This is a genomic window from Paracoccus sp. DMF-8 (assembly GCF_029309835.1).
Classification (GTDB): Bacteria; Pseudomonadota; Alphaproteobacteria; order Rhodobacterales; family Rhodobacteraceae; genus Paracoccus.
The window spans coordinates 484,652-503,708 of record NZ_JARJHL010000010.1; the positions used below are offsets into that span (position 1 = coordinate 484,652).

Here is a 19,057-nt window from a genome sequence, read left to right on the forward strand (position 1 = left end):
ACGAACATAACTTCCATCGTGCTCGTCAAAACGAATGCTGGGAATGGGGGCGTACCCACACGGGTGCGGTAGCCGCGTCGCAAGGTTAATTAGATCGAATGCCGTCAGACATCGGTGCCGTCACAGGCGGCAGCCGCCAGCTTCACCTTGCAAGAGGCGAGATCGATCGAGATCGACTGCACCGCGAATAGATGTTCGTCGAACGACATCCTTGCTGTGGGCATCCGGAGCAGTGTGCCATCAGGCAGATCAGCGCCGCCTGGTCGATAAAGCGTGGCGGAACCTTGCCCATCCGGCCGTCAAGCTGTGCCTCCACCCTCAGCAAGGAGAGGTCCGCCGTGTCATGCGGCTTGTGCCTCGTGACTAGGAGATACTCAGGAAACTCGAAGTTTGTCATGCGCCAGCGCCTGATCATCATGTCGCGCAATCTGACCCGCGACCGATCCTGGGGCGTGGCATTGCGGCTTGAGGGAGAGGAACAGGGCAAACGGCAGCAGGTGAATGCGCCGCTGGTCGGGCTGGTCGACTGGCTGGAGTTTCGTCGCACCAACCCGACCCCGAAGCCGTGGCGACGCCCGAGGATCGCGCGGGCCTCCATGCCAAGCTGTTCATCGTCGAAGAGGGCGACCAGACTCGGATCACGCTGGGGTCCGGCAATGCGACGGCCGCCGGCCTCGGGGCGAATGGCCCCCGGAATGTCGAAATCTTCGTGACACTTCGGGGCGAGACGGCGACTGTTGGCGGTATCGGGGATGACGGGAACCCTGGCATCCTCGGCGAGGATGGCCTTGGCCCTCTTCTGCATGATTGGACGCCGCGTGAGCTGCAGAGCGAGGAGAAGGCTGCCCGCGATTTCGACCGCGCGGTGCGCGATGCGCGTCATGCGATCTCCGCGGCGCAGCCAGAGCTGACCTTCGCCCCTGTCGAAGAGCGCCTGGCGATGCCGTCGCCGACATCCTGCTGGCCGACGGCATGGAGGAACGCGTTCGGACCGCGGATCTGGAAGACAGCTGGCAGCGCAATCCAATCGTGCGTGAGTTGCTGCTACGGCTTGGTCGCCATGCACTGACCTCACTGCGGCCGAAGCTGGTGATCTTCGACGAGTTCCAGCGCTTCCGTAACCTTTTCACCGAAGGCGACAGCGAGGCTCAGGCCCTGATGCGCCGCTTCCTTCAGGCCGAAGCGGACGGCGCCCATGTCCTGTTCCTCTCAGCGACCCCCTACAAAATGCTCACCCTGTCACGAGAGGATACGGAGGCCGGCGATCATCACGCCGACTTCCTCGAGACCATCGCGGTCCTCTATGGCGCAGAAGGGCGCAACGTCGTCACCGGTCTGCGGGAGGAGATGCGCCACTTCCGCAGCCACCTTCGCGCATTCGGGGTTGGGCTGGATCCGGCGGCGGGCCCGGCGAAACGCGCGGTCGAGGATCGACTGCGCCGCGTGATGAGCCGGACCGAGCGGGTATCGACCGATACCGGCGACGCGGGCATCCGGCGCCGTGTCCTGCCGGTCCCTGTCGAGGAAAACGATCTTCGTCAGGCGCGCGCCGTGCATGACGTTGCGAGCAGGATCGGTGGCAATGATCGGGCCGATTACTGGAAGTCCGCGCCCTATCTGTTCAGTTTCATGAACGAATACGACCTGACCCGGAGGCTGAGGGCGCATCCTGATCGCGCGAGTTTCGCCAGGCTCGGCAAGGGAGCGATGGTGCCGGACGACAAGCGGCGCCGTTTCGAGGCGATCCCGGCGGGCAATGGCCGGATGCGCGCCTTGATGGACGAGGTTCTGGGCCAGACGGATCTGCACCGCCGCCTCTGGCTGCCTCCTGCGTTGCCCTATCTCGCGGGCGGGTCCAGATTGACAAAGACGCTGATCTTTTCGGACTGGCAGATGGTTCCCGAAGCCGTCCTTGGGGAAATCCTACCGGCGCGGCGCCTGCATTCGGTGGTGACTGCATCCAAGGAGACGGGAGTGCCTCGCGACAGATTGCGTGCGATGCTGGCAACGAATGGGTATGTGACGCCGCGCGGCCAGGGCACCTTTGCGGCTTGGGAGTTGTTCGACGCGGACAAAGCTAAGGACTTCCTGACAAGTGCTGCAAAGGCGGTCACGCTAAAGGATATCTTGGTGCTCTTGAACATGTCCAAGTCTCAGGTCGATACCCTGCGCGCGGCGGGGTTCCTGAAGCCCAGTTTCGAGGGCGAGGGCTTGGCCCCGCTTTGGGATCCGGACGAGGCACAGGCGTTTTTGTCTGGCTTTCTGCATGATGCGATTCAGGTATCGAACGGCGATCCGGAATGGGAGCAGGTGAGTGCTGCAGGATTGCGGCTTCGTGTGCCGCCTGGCGAAATCCTTCAGATGCGCCTCGATGGACGTCTCGCGCGCCTCGGCCAGCTAAGGGGGGCAGCCGGGTATAGAAGCCTTATGGTGAATACGAACGACCTGATTGACGCGCGCACAGGCACAGACGATCTTCTGAATATGGAAACCTTTGCGAAAGCCATTGGACTGCGCTGGCCAGCAGCCCGTCGGCTGGTCATGTTAGGGCTGACCCCGTCGACGGAGTTGCGAAACCCGGCTTCGGGGGCGATGCAGCGATACATCACGCCGGCGGACCTTCGTGCTTTCCATCAGCGATATGCGACACTGTTGACCCTCTCTGCCGAGCTTGGCCGAGCGTGGCAGGGGGTTAGCCATCTGCTGAAGGTCAAGCGGGTGCCCCGGGTTCAGGTCGACGGAAGGGACTTCGGCCAGCTATATGCACGCAAGGACTTGGAGGATGTGTTACGGGCAGCAATGTTGACCCTACCGCCGTAGTCGCGAAAGCCCCATAGCTGACATTGGGCAGCTCAGCAGCGCTTGCACCATAGGGTCGATCAAAGTTGCCGTTGGCCAAAAAATCGGGGCAACGCATCGGCAGGCCTAAGCGCTTGTCACATGGCATGTCGCCGATTTGTTCTGACAATGAGCTGCCAGTCGCATCGTGCTGGCTGGCCAAGTAGGACGCGCGCACCCGATCACCTGACTGAAAGAACAACTTGCCCGGCGAATTGTGCCACGGCTACGTCAACAAAACCGATCTGCGAACTTTTCCCATTTTACAGTAACGATCTGCTTGGAGCAATTATGCCCGATACCGGCCCTTCCCGCCTACTTTCATTTGATGCGCCCTCGGTGCTTGATCTCCGTGCAGGGCAAATCCAGGCGCTCTTTGCAGCCAGCGTCAGCGACCCCGATGGCGTCCAGCAGGTCACGGTTTATTTCGACCGCCCCTTGGCCACGGAAACCGGGGCCTATGCGTTCCAGATCATTCATGGCTGGGGCGGTGATTGGGAAGATGGCAGCCACAGTTACACGGCTCAGATCCTGCCGCATAATATCGGCGGCACGCTGAACATTACCCACGTCGAAGTCAGCGACAATCTTGGCAATCGCACCACGATTTCGGGCGAAACCTTGCGGGATATGGGCGTTGATACCTCGATCATTGTTCGCAGCATTGATCCCGACACCACGGCCCCCGAGTTGACCTCATTGCACCTGCCCGATCGCGTGGATCTGCGAGATGGCAATGTCATGGCTGAGTTTGTGGCCGTTGGCAGCGATACAAATCAGGTGAGCGATATCGCAATCATATTCGACCGAGATATTACGGTTCGTTACGGCACCGTCGGCAGCTACAGCTTTAATAACGTGACCTTTTCCCCCGGCGAAGTGAATGGCAGTGCATTTCGGGAAATCATCGCCGCAAACCACTCTGGCACCGTCGATGTCGAGCAGATCTGGATCACCGACGAATATGGCAATCGGCGGGTCTATACGAATGACCAACTGCGCGAACTGGGCTTTGACACCTCGTTTGAGTTGGTCGGCACTCGAGCTCCCACACCAACGACCTATGTCGCGGCACTGCCCGACACGATTACGCTGCGCGAAGGGCAGACGGCCAATCTGGCGCTGAACTTTGTCGGCATGACCAACCACTGGGTCAACTATAGCTACTACACCACCACCTCGGGCGGCACGGCAGGTGCGGGCGACATCGGGGCGACGTCGGGCAATGGCTATCTTAGCGTCGCCTCGACCATGCCGACGACGCGCCAGCAAAGCTTCACCATCTCGGCGACACGCGACGGGGTGATGGAGGCGACAGAAACCGCCTATCTGGTGATTGAACTTAGCGGCAACATGACCTTCCCGGACGGTGGCACCATGCAGGTCGTCGAGATCCGGGTAACCGATGACAACCGTATCACTGGCGGCGCAGGTCGCGACGTGCTTTACGGCACAAGTGGGGTGGATACGCTGACCGGCGGTGCGGGCGATGATATCTACCATGTCACGCCGGGAGATTTGGTATTCGAGACCGCTGATGGTGGCATCGATACGGTTCATAGCTCGTTTAACCGCGCGATCGAGGCCAACGTGGAAAACCTGACCCTGACTGGTTCGGGTCATATCAACGGCAGCGGCAATATCTTAGCTAACCTGCTTGTCGGCAACACCGGAAACAATGTCCTGAACGGCGGGATTGGTGCCGACACTATGCGGGGTGGTTCAGGGAACGATACCTACGTTGTGGAGAATTTTGGCGATGTTGTGATCGAGGGCGGGAATGCAGGAACTGACCGCGTTCTGTCGGCGATCAACTATACATTGGGCGCACATGTCGAAAACCTGACCTTGACCGGCACTGCGAACCTGAATGGCACTGGAAATTCGTTGGCCAACCAAATATCGGGGAATGCCGGAAACAACATCCTGAATGGCGGGCTGGGTGCCGATATCATGCAGGGTGGCGCCGGCAACGACACCTATATCGTGGACAATATTGGTGACCGTGTGCTTGAGGGGCTTAATGCGGGCGTCGACCGCGTGCAATCCTCGGTCAGCTTCACTTTGGGAGCGAATGTCGAGAATCTGACGCTGACTGGCATGGCTCATCTCAATGGCACTGGGAATGCGCTGGCCAACCAGATCGTTGGCAATGCCGGGAGCAACCTGATCTACGCAGGATTGGGAAATGATAATGTTCAGGGCGGTGCGGGCAATGACACGCTGCATGGCGGACTGGGAAATGACATCCTGATCGGCGGTGCCGGCGCGGATCGTATTATCGGCGGGCATGGCGCAGATCGCATGACCGGCTCAGCGGGCGCAGATATGTTTGTGTTCCAAACGCTTGCGGACTCGACTACAGCCGTATCCGGCCGGGATGTCATCACGGACTTCAATTTCGCCCAAGGCGACCGTATTGACCTGAGCGCATTGGACGCCCGCACCACCGTTGCTGGAAATCAGGCGTTCAGCTTTATCGGCACCGGCGGCTTTACTGGAAATGCCGGTGAGTTGGCATATCGTAGTGTTGCGGGGGGCACCCTTATCGTGGCCGATGTGAATGGCGATCGCATAACGGATCTGGCGATCTTGTTGGACGACAGCCTAAAACTTAATGCCAACAGCTTTATTCTCTGAGATAAGCAGGGGCACCTGGTTGCAGGTGTCCTTCTGCTCGCAGATCCCATTGGGGCTGGCGGTGCGCCCGGCGCATCAGCGTCAGGGATCATTCGGATCGCCGCACTAGCGTCAGGATGCATTGATTTCCGTTTTTTCTGCGTGGTTCACGGCTTCGAAAACGGACAGAGCTACTCCCCGCTCCTTGGACAGATTTCGGGGATATTTAAGCTACTGCCTGTGTCTGCCGGTCGGTTTCGATCCTGTTGAAGTAGACCACGGCGGGGGGCAACCCGCCATGGGCACCCGAGCCTTGAAGCCCGCGTCATGGTTCCTGCGTTTCCGCATCCCTGATCTCCTCGTCATTGGAGACCAGCAAACGTCAGATCGTAGCTTCCGTCACTGTCCGATTTCCGGGGAGTAGCTCAACGAGCCGGGCGAGATCTGTGTCCTTGGATGCTTTTGGATGTGACTGCGACGGGAACTATCCCCACGGACATTATTACCGCACCTGTTGCAAGTGCCTGAGGTTGAGGTTCGCGCGGCACTGAAAGTTGGTGATCGATCTTCATCGGGATGGACGCTGATTGATCGCGCTGAGGCGCGGGCAGCGTTCCCGCAGGGGCTGAACGAATCCGATTTCCTGCAGGCCATGTCGTTGAGGGCGGACCAGTTTGCACAGGCGCGGGATGCGGGGCTGTTCGAGCGCACTGATAACCTGCGCTGGAGCGCTTGGGCCGCACAGGACCTTGTCGATGATTTGCTACTCGGTGCCGAGCCGATCTACGTCGCCATGCATGATTGGTGCAGCTTGTCCGAGGCTGCTGTTCGGTTGCGAACGACCTTTCCCGACCTCGTTGAAGATATTCGATCAGGACGTATGGTGCGGGTAGGAAAATATCTCCAACGGTCGGGTTTTGCTGCGGTCTTGGTGAATCTCGGGCATGTCGGACAGGAACGCGAGACGACTTCGTTGGATGCCTTTGCCTATTTCCAAGGGTTACGGCCGAGCGAGCTCCTGACCTTTGTTCGCCGAAATGACCTGTCGTGCCAGCAGGTGCGCGGGCCGCGAGGCGGGGCGCAGCTGCGGATGAGCGCCGCCGACCGTGAGGCATTCTACGCTCGGTTCATCAGTTTTCGCCCTCTGGGCGTTGCAGCACGCCTGGGGTGGAGCGAGCTTCGAGCACGGCTGGACGCCGGCGGAATACGCCCGACGGGCGGCAGCGCGAAGATCTATTCCCGCGCTGACATCGCCGATCTGCTCATTTAAATCAGCGCCCTGCGCGGATTTCGCTTGACGCCTTTGCGCATGCTATTGCTTGCGTTTGCGCATGTTTCCCCTTTTTTGGCATTCTGGCTATTATGACGATATGGGCAGCATCGCCTGGCCCGCGACATAGGTTTGCACGATGGCGCGGTCGTCGCCCATGATCTGCAGGATGAAGAGTTCCTCTGCCAGGGTCTCGGCGCGTTCCATGCGCAGCGACATGGCCGGGGTCGAGCCTGCGTTCAGGACGATGAAATCGGCATCGGTGCCGGGGTCCAGCGTGCCGATGCGGTCGGCCATGCCAAGTGCCAGGGCATTGCCGCGCGTCGCCCAGTGGAAGGCGGTCAGCGGGTGCAGTTTCTGGCCGCGCAATTGCAGGATCTTGTAGCCCTCGTTCAGGGTTTGCAGCATCGAATAGCTGGTGCCGCCGCCGATATCGGTTGCGATGCCGCAGGTGACGCCCGCCGCGCGCAACCCCGCCTCGTCGAACAGGCCTGATCCCAGAAACAGGTTCGAGGTCGGGCAGAAGACCGCGCGGCTGCCGGTTTCGGCCATGCGGGCGATTTCGCGCGGTTCCAGATGGATGGAATGGCCGAGCAGCAGCTTGTCGGACAAAAGCCCGTAGGTTTCGTAGATATCCAGATAGTCGCGGGCCTGCGGATAGAGTTCCAGCGTATAGGCGATTTCGTCGCGGTTTTCGGACAGATGGGTCTGGATGTGGCAATCCGGATATTCGCGGACAAGCTGGCCGGCCATCTGCATCTGTTCGGGAGTCGAGGTGATCGCGAAGCGCGGCGTGATCGCATAGCGCTGGCGGCCGCGGCCGTGCCATTTTTCGATGAGCGCGCGGCTGTCGTCATAGGCCGATCGGGGCGTGTCCAGCACCGCTTCGGGGGCGTTGCGGTCCATCATCACCTTGCCCGCGATCATCGCCATATTGCGCGATTCGGCCGCGGCAAACAGCGCCTCGGCGGATTGCGGGTGGCTGGAGCAGAAGGCGACCGCCGTGGTCGTGCCATGGGCCAGCAGCAGGTTCAGGAAGTGGTTCGCCATCTGGGGCGCATGGCCTTGTTGGGCGAAACGCGATTCCTCGGGGAAGGTATAGGTGTTCAGCCAGTCCAGAAGCTGCGCGCCCCAGCTGGCCACGACCTGCACCTGCGGGAAATGGATATGCGTGTCGATGAAGCCCGGCAGGATCAGATGCGGGCGATGATCGGTTTCCGGGATCGCGGGATCGGCCAGATCGGCATAATCCCCGATGGCGGTGATCTTGCCGTTTTCGGTGATCAGCGCCCCGTCTTCGATATAGCGGTGGTTGTCGTCGGTGGTGGCCGGGTCTGCGTGAAAGGTCAGAAGGCGTCCGCGGATGAGCTGTTTCATGGGTATTTCTGTGATGAAGAAACCGGGGTCGTGAGCCTTGTGATCAGCTCGGCGGCGGTCAGGGCCGCGATGATTTCGGGGCGCTTGTCGAGGCAGGGTTTGGCACGGTCGGGACCTGCGCCGATGGGGCAGGTCAGGCGGCCCGGGTCGATGCCGTTTTCACGGGCGAAGCGAATGAATTTGGCGCGTTTGGTCATGCTGCCGATCATGCCGATATAGGGGGCGTCGGGGCGTTTCAGGGCCTCGACGCCCAGCAGGAAATCCAGCGCGTGGTCATGGGTCAGGATGACATAGGCGCTGCCCTGGGGGGCGGTGCGGATTTCTGCTTCCGGCAGGGGGGTCAGGCGGGTCGCGAGGTTCGTGGTCGCGAGATTAGGGGCCTGGGCCAGTTCATCCGCGCGCTGGTCGATCAGGATCGGTTGCACCGGCAGCAGGGACAGGGCGCGGGCCAGCGCACGGCCGACATGGCCCGCGCCGAAGATCAGGACATGGGGCCTTTCCGGTTCGGGTGGGGTCGCCTCGACATCCGACAGTTCAAGCCGCACCCTTCCGCCGCAGCATTGGCCGATTTCGGGGCCAAGCGGCACATCCATTTCGGCGCGGGTTTCGCCCTTGCTGATCATGGTGCGGGCGCGGTCGATGGCCATGTATTCCAGTTGGCCGCCGCCGATGGTGCCGCGCGTGCCGTGTTCCGTCACCACCATCCAGGCTCCCGCGTCGCGGGGTGCCGAACCCCTTGCCGAGGACACCGTGACCAGAATCATCCGCGCAGCCTTTCGATGGCCATCAGCACGCGTTCGGGCGTGGCGGGGGCATCAAGGCGCGGGCAGGTGCGGTAGTCGTCGAAAGAGGCGACCGCCATGCCCAGAGCCTCGAAAACCGAGATGCCAAGGACAAAGGGCGGCTCGCCCACGGCCTTGGACCGTTTGATTGAATTTTCGCGGTTCACCGACCAGTCGGCCAGATTGACGTTGAAGATCTTGGGCCGGTCGGAGGCCAGCGGGATCTTGTAGGTCGAGGGCGCATTGGTGCGCAACCGGCCCTTGGCATCCCACCACAGTTCTTCGCAGGTCAGCCAGCCGGTGCCCTGGACAAAGGCGCCTTCGACCTGGCCCTTGTCGAGGATCGGGTTCAGGCTGCGGCCCACGTCATGCAGCACATCGGCGCGTTCGATGACATATTCGCCGGTCAGCGTATCGACCGAAACCTCGGAACAGGCGGCGCCATAGGCAAAGTAATAGAACGGCCTGCCGCGTCCGGTGGTGCGGTCCCAGTGGATTTTCGGGGTCTTGTAAAAGCCTGCGGCCGACAGCTGGATGCGGGCCATATAGGCCGATTTGATGAATTCGGCGAAGGTCATTTCCGTGTCGCCGATGCGGGTGATTTCGCCGATGGTGACCTGATCGGGGGTGACGCCATGGCTTTCGGCGGCAAAGGCGGTCAGCCGCGCCAGCAGTTGTTCGCAGGCGTTCAGCGCCGCCATCCCGTTCAGGTCCGTCCCCGAGGACGCCGCCGTGGCCGAGGTGTTCGGCACCTTTTCGGTGGTCGTCTTGGTGATCTTGATGCGGTCGATCGGGACCCGCATCGCTTCGGCCACGACCTGGGCGACCTTGGTGTTCAGGCCCTGACCCATTTCGGTGCCGCCGTGGTTCAGGTGGATCGAGCCGTCGCTGTAGATATGGATCAGCGCGCCCGCCTGATTATACCATGTCGCGGTAAAGCTGATGCCGAATTTGACCGGGGTAATCGCGATGCCCTTGCGGATCGTGCCGCCTTTGGCGTTCCAGTCCAGCACGGCCTGACGGCGGGCGTGATAGTCGGAACTGGCCTCCAGTTCATCAAAGATCCGGGGCAGGATCTGATCCTCGACCTCTTGATGATAAGGGGTGAGCTGGCCGTTTTCGTAAAGGTTCAGTTTCCGGATTTCCAGGGGGTCGCGGCCAAGCGCATAGCCGATTTCCTCAACCATGCGTTCGGCGGCGATGATGCCCTGCGGGCCGCCAAAGCCGCGGAATGCGGTGTTCGATACCGTATTCGTCTTCATCGGATGGCTGCGCAACTCGACATCGGGGTAGTAACAGGCGTTGTCGGCATGGAACAGCGCGCGGTCGGTCACCGGGCCGGACAGATCCGCCGAAAAGCCGCAGCGGGCATACCAGTCGCCTTCGACGGCCAGAATCCGGCCGTTGTCGTCAAAGCCCACCTTGTAGTCGATGACGAAATCATGGCGCTTGCCGGTCGCTTCCATGTCGTCGTCGCGGTCGGGGCGGAATTTCACGGCGCGGTGCAGTTTCTTGGCGGCGATGGCGGCGCAGCAGGCGAACAGGTTCATCTGCGTTTCCTTGCCGCCGAAGCCGCCGCCCATGCGGCGCACGTTCACGACGACCGCGCTGGAAGGCGCGTTCAGCGCATGGGCGACCATATGCTGCACCTCGGTCGGGTGCTGGGTCGAGACATTGATGATGACCTCGTCGTCTTCGCCCGGAATGGCCATGGCGATCTGGCCTTCGAGGTAGAAGTGATCCTGCCCGCCGACGTGAAAGCGGCCCTCGATCACGCGGGGGGCTGTGGCCATGGCGGGTGCGACATCGCCGCGTTTCAGGGTCAGGGGCGCGGTGACATAGCCCATGCCCGCATCGCGCGCGGCAATCGGGTCCAGCGCATGGGGCAGGGGTTCGTATTCGATATCGGCCAGCGCCGCCGCGCGGCGGGCCTGATCGCGGGTTTCGGCGATGACGGCGAACATCGGCTGGCCCCAGAACTGGACCAGACCGGGCGCAAAAATCGGATCGTCATGCAGGCCCGTCGGGCTGACGTCGTTTGCGCCGGGAATGTCATCCGCCGTCATCACCATGACGACGCCGGGGGCGTTGCGCACCGGGTCCAGATCCATCCGTGTGATCTTGCCATGGGCGCATTGCGACAGGCCAAGCGCGCCATGCAGGGTGCCCACGGGTTCCAGCAGGTCGTCGGTATATTCGGCGCGGCCGGTCACATGCTTGATCGCTGAATCATGCTGGATCGGGCTATGTGCCGCGCCCCTGATTTCCACATCCTGTTTCATGTCGGTGATCCTTATACGGCGCGATCGAGGCGATGGGTGCCGCCGGCCTGTTCCAGCCAGAAGCGGCGGATCAGGTTTCCGGCCAGCCTGCGGCGATAATCGGCGCTGGCCCGCCAGTCGGACAGGGGTTGAAAGTCGCTTTCGGCGGCGATGGCTGCGGCCTCGAACGTGGCACGGGTGAAGGGCTGGCCGATCAGCGCGGCCTCGGCGCCCGAGGCGCGCTTGGGCGTCCCCGCCATGCCGCCATAGGCCAGCCGCGCATCCCGGATCACGCCGCCATCGACGCGGATGCGGAATGCCGCTGCGGTGGCGGTGATGTCGGAATGGGCGCGTTTGCTGACCTTATAGGCCGCGATCAGATCGGTTTGCGGCAGCGGGATGCGGATCGATTCGACGAATTCGCCGGGGTTCCGGTCCTGCTTGCCATATTCGATGAAATAATCCTGCAAGGCGACATCGCGGCGCCCCGCCGTGCTGCGCAACGTCACCGTGCCGCCAAGCGCGATCAGCAGGGGCGGCGTTTCCCCGATGGGCGAGCCATTGGCGACATTGCCGCCGATGGTGCCCGCATTCCTGACCTGCCAACCCGCGATGCGCTGCCAATAATCCAGCACCTGCGGGAAATCGGCGGCAATATGGGGTTCGAATTCCGAATAGGTGACGCCCGCGCCGATGGTATACCCGTCGGCGTCGCGGGTGATCCCTTTCAGATCCGCCAGATGGCCGATGAACACGGCGGGCGAGATCTTGCGCATCATCTTGGTCACCCACAGCCCGACGTCGGTCGCGCCCGCGATGATCGTGGCTTTCGGGTTTTCGGCCAGCACAGCCGCCAGATCGGCGGCATCGGCGGGCAGGATCGCGCGTTCGTCGCCGCGCGCGGTTTCGACACGCTCGCGCGGGATCGCGGTCAGAAAGGCCGTCACGCTGTCGCGTTCGCGGGCCAGCGCATCCATTGCCTGACCGCCCGCCTCGGCCGCGGCCAGCGCCGCCTTGACGATCGGCTCATAGCCCGTGCAGCGGCACAGGTTGCCCTGCAGCGCGGTTTCGATTTCGACCACCGAAGGGCGCGCGTTCTGCATCCACAGCCCATAAAGCGACATGACAAAGCCCGGCGTGCAGAAACCGCATTGGCTGCCGTGCTGTTCGATCATCGCCTGCTGGACCGGGTGCAGCCCGCCATTCGTGCCGCGCAGATGTTCGACGGTGACGACATGGCAGCCGTGGCAGGTCGCCAGAAAGCGGATGCAGGCGTTGATCGGTTCATAGCGCAGCGCGCCGTCATGCAGGCGGCCGACCAGAACGGTGCAGGCGCCGCAGTCGCCTTCGGCGCAGCCTTCCTTGGTGCCATGCATCCGGCGATTCAGGCGGATGAAATCCAGCAGCGTGTCCGAGGCGCCGACCTCGGTCAGGCGGATTTCAGTGTCGTTCAGCAGAAATTTCAGTTCGGATGCCATTCCGTCCTCGCGTCCTCGGGCTGGGTAGGATGAAGCTTAGCGTGATTTTTCTTTTGCGGAATTCCCGAATGAGCATAAGACTTTTCACGAAGCGTTGAAAGTCTGGGGGGATCCAATGTCATATCTTGAAAGTCTGCGGGTCTTTGTCCGGGTGGTCGAGCTGGGTTCGATCACCTCGGGCGGGCGGGATCTGCGACTGTCGCCAGCGGTTGCCTCCAATCGGATCAAGGACCTGGAGTCGCGCTTTGGCGTGCGCCTGCTGAACCGCACGACGCGCAAGCTGGTGCCCACGGAAATCGGCCGGGCATTTTATGACAGCGCGCGCCGCGTCATCGAAACCCTGGACGAGGCCGAGGCCGTGGTGTCGGGCTTTTCCGGAACGCCCCATGGCACGATCTGCGTGACCGCGCCGCTTGGTCTGGGGCGGCGGATCATCGCGCCGCTGGTGCCGCGATCCTGCGACGAATATCCGGGTGTCGAGGTGCGCCTGCGGCTGTCGGACCGCAATGTCGATATCGTCGCCGATGGCATTGATCTGGCGTTCTTTCTGGGCGAACCCAGCGATTCCGCCCTGAAATGGCGGCGCATCGCGGAATGTCGGCGGATGCTGGTCGCCTCGCCCGAATATGTCGAACGCCACGGCGCGCCGCAGGACCCGATGGATCTGGCGCGGCACAACTGCCTGTTGCTGCGTTATCCGCGCAGCCCGGAATTCTTCTGGATGCTGCAAACGCCCGAAGGCCCGCGCAAGTTGATGGTGCACGGGCGTTTCGATGCCGATGACGGCGATGTGCTGACGGAATGGGCCTTGTCGGGGCAGGGGATCGCGAACCGGCCCCGTTACGAAATCGCCGAACATGTCGATTCAGGCCGGCTGGTCGAGGTGCTGGCTGACACCCCGCCCTTGCCCGCGCAATTCGGGATGCTGACGCCGCACCGGCGGTTGCAGGACCCGAAATTGCGGCTGTTCGCGGATTTTGCCGCGCGGGAAATGCGCGGCGCCTTTAACGCGTAAGGGCGCCCGCGCGGCGGCGCTCAGCTGCCGCGATAGGTCGAATAGCCATAGGGCGAAATCAACAGCGGCACATGGTAGTGATCGGCCTGCGCCATGCCGAACCGCAGCGGCACGACGTTCAGGAAACGCGGGCTTTCGCCCGGCGTGCCTTGCGCGTCCAGCCAGTCGCCGACGTGAAAGACCAGCTCATATTCGCCGGGGGCGAATTTTTCGGCGGGCAGGATATGGGCATCGGTGCGGCCATCGGCATTGGTATCGGTTTCGGCCAGCAGGTTGCGGCTGTCGCCGTCCAGACGGAACAGTTCGATCCGCAGGCCCTGCGCCGGGCGTCCGGTCGCGGTGTCAAGAACATGGGTGGTCAGATAGCCCGACATTGGTTTTCCTGTTTCTGATGTGATTTCAAGATATCAGCCATTGGCCAGCCGCGCGACGGCGACCTGCGCCTGACGCGCAAGGTCGGCGGGATCGGCGGTTTGCAGGTGGAAGTCGTCGACCACCGCGCGGCCTTCGACATAGACGGCGCGGGGACGGACCGGCGCGCAGAAAATCAGTGTCGCCACCGGATCCCATGACCCGCCGCCCGGCAATTCGCTGACATCCCACAGCACCAGATCGGCGCGCTTGCCGGGTTCCAGCGACCCCAGATCGCTGCGGCCCAGCACGCGGGCACCGCCAAGGGTCGCGATCTCCAGCGCCTCGCGGGCACCAAGCGCGGACGGCCCGTCGCGCAGCCGGGCGACCAGCATGGCCTGCCGCGCCTCCAGCCCCAGATGGCTGCAATCATTGCTGGCCGAACCATCGACGCCCAGACCGACCGGCACGCCCGCATCCCGCATCGCCCGGACCGGCGCGATGCCGGATGCCAGCCGCGCGTTGGAACAGGGGCAATGCGCGACGCCCGTGCCGGTGCGGGCAAAGAGGTCGATTTCACCCGGTGACAGTTTCACGCAATGGGCATGCCAGACATCATCCCCGGTCCAGCCCAGGCTTTCGGCGTAATCGCCGGGCAGCATGCCGAAATTTTCCAGCGAATAGGCGATATCTTCGTCGTTCTCGGCCAGATGGGTGTGCAGGCGCACGCCCTTGTCGCGGGCAAGGATGGCGGCATCGCGCATCAGTTCGCGGCTGACGGAAAAGGGCGAACAGGGCGCCAGACCGACCTGCACCATCGCGCCGGGGTTCGGGTCGTGGAAGGCATCGACCAGGCGCGCGCTGTCGCGCAGGATCGCGGCTTCATCCTCGACCAGCGCATCGGGGGGCAGGCCGCCCTTGCTTTCGCCGATGGACATGGCGCCGCGCGTGGCGTGGAAACGGATGCCGATGTCGGATGCCGCCTCGATGCTGTCATCCAGCCGCGCACCGTTCGGGAACAGATACAGGTGATCCGACGAACAGGTGCAGCCCGACAGCGCCAGTTCCGCCAGACCCAGTTGCGTCGACAGCCGGATATCGCCCGGCGTCATCCGGCCCCAGATCGGATAAAGCGTGCGCAGCCAGCCAAACAGCGCCGCATCCTGCGCGGCAGGAACGGCGCGGGTCAGCGTCTGGTAAAGGTGGTGATGGGTGTTGATCAGGCCCGGCGTCACCACGCAGCCGCGCGCATCGACGATATCGGCGCCCTCGGCGACAAGGCCCGTACCGACGGCAGAGATCACCCCGCCGTCGGTCAGAATGTCGCCACCTGCGATCTCGCGCCGCTGGCCGTCCATGGTGACGACGCAATCCGCGTTTCGTATCAGCAGACGTCCGGTCATCAGTGGGCCTCGGCGGCTTTGGCGGCTTCGGCGGCGTCTTCTTCGCTGATCTGCGGGGCGCCGTTGAAGAACCAGTTCAGCAGCACGGCGGCAATCGCGGCCAGCAGGATGCCCGAGTGGATCAGCGTATGCAGCGAATGCGGCAGCCACTGGTTGAAGTCAGGGGCGATCATCGGAATCATGCCCAACCCAAGGGATACGGCGACGATGAACAGGTTGTGCTTGTTGCCCTTGAAATCGACATTGGCAAGGATGCGGATGCCGGTTGCGGCGACCATGCCGAACATGACCAGACCGGCGCCGCCCAGAACGGTCGTCGGCAGCGCCTCGACCAGGGTGCCCATCTTGGGCGTCAGGCCCAGCACCACCAGAATCCCCCCCGCCGCGACGCAGACAAAGCGCGAACGCACGCCGGTCACGCCGACCAGCCCGACGTTCTGGCTGAAGGACGTATAGGGAAAGGTGTTGAAGAAACCGCCGATCGCCGTGCCCAGACCATCGACGCGCAGGCCCGCGGTCAGCGCCTTGGGCGTCATCTTGCGGCCGCAGATATCGGACAGGGCGAGGAACATGCCGGTCGATTCGATCATCGTCACGAACATCACGACCAGCATGGTCAGGATCATGATCGGGTCGAAAATCGGCATGCCGAAATGCAGGGGCGTGATCATCGCGAACCATTTCGCCTCGCCGACGCCGTGGAAATTCATCATCCCCATCATCGCGGCCAGAATGCCGCCGATGACGATGCCCAGCAGAACGGCGATATTGGCGACAAAGCCACGGCCGAATTTCGCGATCAGCAGGATCGAGCCCAGCACGACGACACCGATCAGGATACGCGCCAGCGAGGCATATTCCGGGTTCGGCACGGTCGCCTGCAACACGACGCTGTCAGGCACGGAACCCGCAGCCCGCGCGGTTTCCAGCCATGCGGTGGCGGCGGGATCGACCAGTTTCGGCGCGGTTGGGCCGACGGGCAGGCCGAACAGCCAGTTGATGCCGACGGGCAGCAGGCTGACGCCGATGACCAGAATGACGGTGCCGGTCACGACGCTTGGGAAAAACCGCAGCAACCGCCCGATCACCGGCGCGATAAAGATCGACAGCAGACCCGCAGCCATGATCGCGCCGAACATCATCCGCGCGCCTTCGTTGCCCGGATTGGACGAGGCAATGGCGACCATCGGCCCGACGGCGGCAAAGGTTACGCCCATCATCACCGGCAGCTTGATCCCGAAATACTGGGTCAGGCCGAATGACTGGATGATGGTGACGATCCCGCAGACGAAAAGATCGGCGGAAATCAGAAAGGCGACATCCTGCGGCGCAAGCTGCAGCGCCCGCCCGACGATCAGGGGCACGGCAATCGCGCCCGCATACATCACCAGCACATGCTGGAAGCCCAGGGCCACGAGGCGCGGGGCTGGCAGCATCTCCTCGACCGGGTCGAACCCCCGGCTGGCGACAGTCTCTTGCATCGGTCCTTATCCTCCCTTGTCAGGACTCGAGCTTGGCGTTCAGATATCGACCTGTTGTGCCAGCCCTTTGTTTTTAGCGATTTCGACCACGGCCTTTGCGACGGCGAGGTCTTGCAGTCCGACGCCTGTTCCGTCGAAAATGGTGACTTCGGTGGTGCCGCGTCCGGGGTCCGTTCCGTTGACGGCGGCGCCGAGTTCGTGGATGTCTTCGGCGCGGATCAACCCTGCGGCGATGGCGTGCTGGGCCTCGCCGATGGTGGTCGATTGGGCGATCTCGTCGGTATAGACGCGGGCGCGGGCGACCAGCGCGGGGTCGAGTTCCTGTTTGCCCTTGGTATCCGTGCCCATGGCCGCGATATGGGTCGGGCCCTTGACGTGATCGTTCATCAGCAGCGGCCCGAAGGACGAGGTGATCGAGATGATCACATCGGCATCAGAGCCCAAACGGTCCAGTTCCACCGCCTCGAAGGGCAGGCCCAGCTCGGCCGCAGTCTCGGCCAGGCGGGTCAGCATCTCGGGATGGGGGTTCCAGCCGATAACCTTTTCAAAGGCGTGGACGCGGGCCGCAGCGCGCATCTGGAAGGCCGACTGATGGCCCGCCCCGATCATGCCCAGCACCCTGGCCCCTTTCGGGGCCAGATATTTGATCGACACCGCCGATGCCGCCGCCGTGCGCAGCGCGGTCAGCAGGTTGCCGCCCACCGCCGCCGCGACCCGGCCCGTATCGGGGTCGAAAAGAAAGACCGTCGACTGGTGGTTGATCAGATCGTGTTTGCCGTTGTTCGGCCAATATCCCCCGGCCTTCAACCCAAGGGTCAAGCCGGCGGCATCAAAGCCGCCCTTGAAGCCATAAAGCGCATCCTCGTGCCCGATCGCCTCGCGCACGACCGGAAAGTTGCGCGCCTTGCCCGCGGACATTGCCGCGAACACCGATTCAATCGCTTCGAATGCCGCCTCGGGCGTCATCAGGCTGGCGATGTCTTTCTCTGCAACGACCAGCATCAATAGGCCTTTCCGCGTGCCGAGACCGGCCAGACGCATTCGACCTTGCCGTTCCGGACACCGACATACCAGTCATGGACGTTGCAGGTCGGATCGCAATGGCCGGGCACCAGCCGCAGCTTGTCATTCACCTGCAGCACGCCGGCATCGTCCTGCACGACGCCATGCTCATCGCTGCATTTGATGTATTTCACATCGTCGCGACCGTAGATGAAGGGCAACCCGCTATCGACCGATTGCGCCTTGAGTCCGGCATCGACCACGGCCAGCGTCGGCTTGGCGTGGCTCATCACGCTGGTCAGGATGAACAGGGCATTTTCCCATTCGCCGGCGTCGATGCGCTTACCCTCCTGATCGTGGATGCGGCCATAATCGGCATCCATGAAAGCATAGGAGCCGCATTGCAATTCGTTGTAAACGCCCGAGTTGCTTTCAAAGTAATAGGATCCGGTGCCGCCGCCGGACACGAATTCGGGTTTCAGGCCCTCTGCCTCCAGCGCGTCAACGGCGTCTTTGACCTGCGCGATGGCGGCGTCGAGTTTCGCTTTGCGGTCGTCAAAGCTGTCCATATGCTGCATCGCGCCCTGATAGGCCTGGATGCCCTTGAAGGTCAGGCCGGGGGCCGCAGCCACCGCGCGGGCGATTTCCAGCACCTCGGGGGTGGTCTTGACGCCGCAGCGACCGGCGCCACAGTCGATTTCGACAAAGACGCCCAGTTCGGTGCCGTGTTTTTGCGCAGCTGCCGACAGATCCGCCACATTGGCAACGTCATCGACACAGACCGTCACGGTCGCGCCCAGTTTCGGCATCCGCGCCAGGCGGTCGATCTTGGCCGCGTCGCGGACCTGATTGCTGACCAGAATGTCGGTGATCCCGCCCCGGGCGAACACTTCGGCCTCGGACACCTTCTGGCAGCACACGCCGACGGCGCCGCCAAGCGATTGCTGCAGTTTCTGGACATCGACGGATTTGTGCATCTTGCCATGGCTGCGGTGGCGCATGCCGTGGGCCTTGGCGTAATCGCCCATTTTCCTGATGTTGCGTTCCAGCGCGTCCAGATCAAGGATCAGGCAGGGCGTCTGGATATCGGCCTCGTCCATGCCGGGCAGCGCGGGGATGTCAAAGCCGACCTCATAGGCGGACAGGTCGGTCTGGGCAAAATCTGCTTTCGCGTTCATGT

Annotated in this window: 14 protein-coding genes; 4 read left to right on the plus strand and 10 right to left on the minus strand. The window is 62.7% G+C overall.

Going from position 1 to position 19,057, the window contains the following annotated elements:
- Positions 1–142: 142 nt before the first annotated feature.
- A complete protein-coding gene (locus tag PE067_RS09690; RefSeq protein WP_276189178.1) occupies positions 143–883 on the minus strand; it encodes a hypothetical protein in 741 nt (246 codons plus the stop codon).
- A gap of 89 nt (positions 884–972) precedes the next feature.
- On the opposite strand from PE067_RS09690, the gene PE067_RS09695 reads away from it, so the two are divergent.
- The 3 genes from PE067_RS09695 to PE067_RS09705 all read left to right on the plus strand — a co-directional run bounded on the left by PE067_RS09695 (position 973) and on the right by PE067_RS09705 (position 6,727).
- A complete protein-coding gene (locus PE067_RS09695; RefSeq protein ID WP_276189179.1) occupies positions 973–2,820 on the plus strand; it encodes a hypothetical protein in 1,848 nt (615 codons plus the stop codon).
- A gap of 309 nt (positions 2,821–3,129) precedes the next feature.
- Positions 3,130–5,478: a calcium-binding protein gene (locus PE067_RS09700; protein ID WP_276189180.1), complete on the plus strand. Its 2,349-nt coding sequence runs from the start codon at positions 3,130–3,132 to the stop codon at positions 5,476–5,478.
- A 499-nt stretch (positions 5,479–5,977) separates the two neighbouring features.
- The gene (locus PE067_RS09705) at positions 5,978–6,727 is read left to right on the plus strand and encodes a hypothetical protein (protein WP_276189181.1); all 750 of its coding nucleotides are present in this window, start codon (positions 5,978–5,980) and stop codon (positions 6,725–6,727) included.
- A 90-nt stretch (positions 6,728–6,817) separates the two neighbouring features.
- On the opposite strand, the gene guaD is transcribed toward PE067_RS09705, so the two are convergent.
- From guaD to xdhA, 4 genes are read right to left on the minus strand one after another with little or no spacing between them, the layout of a single operon-like run.
- The gene (gene guaD / locus PE067_RS09710) at positions 6,818–8,104 is read right to left on the minus strand and encodes a guanine deaminase (protein WP_276189182.1); all 1,287 of its coding nucleotides are present in this window, start codon (positions 8,102–8,104) and stop codon (positions 6,818–6,820) included.
- The gene (xdhC, locus tag PE067_RS09715; protein ID WP_276189183.1) at positions 8,101–8,868 is read right to left on the minus strand and encodes a xanthine dehydrogenase accessory protein XdhC; all 768 of its coding nucleotides are present in this window, start codon (positions 8,866–8,868) and stop codon (positions 8,101–8,103) included. The genes guaD and xdhC overlap by 4 nt, the downstream gene beginning before the upstream one ends.
- On the minus strand, positions 8,865–11,168 hold the full coding sequence (gene xdhB / locus PE067_RS09720) for a xanthine dehydrogenase molybdopterin binding subunit (RefSeq protein WP_276189184.1): 2,304 nt from the start codon (positions 11,166–11,168) through the stop codon (positions 8,865–8,867). The genes xdhC and xdhB overlap by 4 nt, the downstream gene beginning before the upstream one ends.
- Before the next feature lie 11 nt (positions 11,169–11,179).
- On the minus strand, positions 11,180–12,625 hold the full coding sequence (gene xdhA, locus PE067_RS09725; protein ID WP_276189185.1) for a xanthine dehydrogenase small subunit: 1,446 nt from the start codon (positions 12,623–12,625) through the stop codon (positions 11,180–11,182).
- A 115-nt stretch (positions 12,626–12,740) separates the two neighbouring features.
- On the opposite strand from xdhA, the gene PE067_RS09730 reads away from it, so the two are divergent.
- A complete protein-coding gene (locus PE067_RS09730) occupies positions 12,741–13,640 on the plus strand; it encodes a LysR family transcriptional regulator (RefSeq protein ID WP_276189186.1) in 900 nt (299 codons plus the stop codon).
- 20 nt (positions 13,641–13,660) lie between these two features.
- On the opposite strand, the gene uraH is transcribed toward PE067_RS09730, so the two are convergent.
- From uraH to bhcC, 5 genes are read right to left on the minus strand one after another with little or no spacing between them, the layout of a single operon-like run.
- Positions 13,661–14,014 carry a hydroxyisourate hydrolase gene (uraH, locus tag PE067_RS09735; protein ID WP_276189187.1) on the minus strand — a complete coding sequence of 118 codons (354 nt, stop codon included), beginning with the start codon at positions 14,012–14,014 and terminating at the stop codon, positions 13,661–13,663.
- A 33-nt stretch (positions 14,015–14,047) separates the two neighbouring features.
- Positions 14,048–15,394 (minus strand): 8-oxoguanine deaminase, encoded by a 1,347-nt coding sequence (locus PE067_RS09740; RefSeq protein ID WP_276189188.1) that lies wholly within the window; start codon positions 15,392–15,394, stop codon positions 14,048–14,050.
- On the minus strand, positions 15,394–16,875 hold the full coding sequence (locus PE067_RS09745) for a nucleobase:cation symporter-2 family protein (protein WP_276189189.1): 1,482 nt from the start codon (positions 16,873–16,875) through the stop codon (positions 15,394–15,396). Before PE067_RS09745 ends, PE067_RS09740 begins: the two co-directional genes overlap by 1 nt.
- Before the next feature lie 39 nt (positions 16,876–16,914).
- Positions 16,915–17,877, minus strand: a complete 963-nt coding sequence (gene bhcD, locus PE067_RS09750; protein WP_276189190.1) for an iminosuccinate reductase BhcD — start codon at positions 17,875–17,877, stop codon at positions 16,915–16,917.
- Positions 17,877–19,055 carry a 3-hydroxy-D-aspartate aldolase BhcC gene (gene bhcC / locus PE067_RS09755; RefSeq protein WP_276189191.1) on the minus strand — a complete coding sequence of 393 codons (1,179 nt, stop codon included), beginning with the start codon at positions 19,053–19,055 and terminating at the stop codon, positions 17,877–17,879. The genes bhcD and bhcC overlap by 1 nt, the downstream gene beginning before the upstream one ends.
- Between the last annotated feature and the right edge of the window lie 2 nt (positions 19,056–19,057).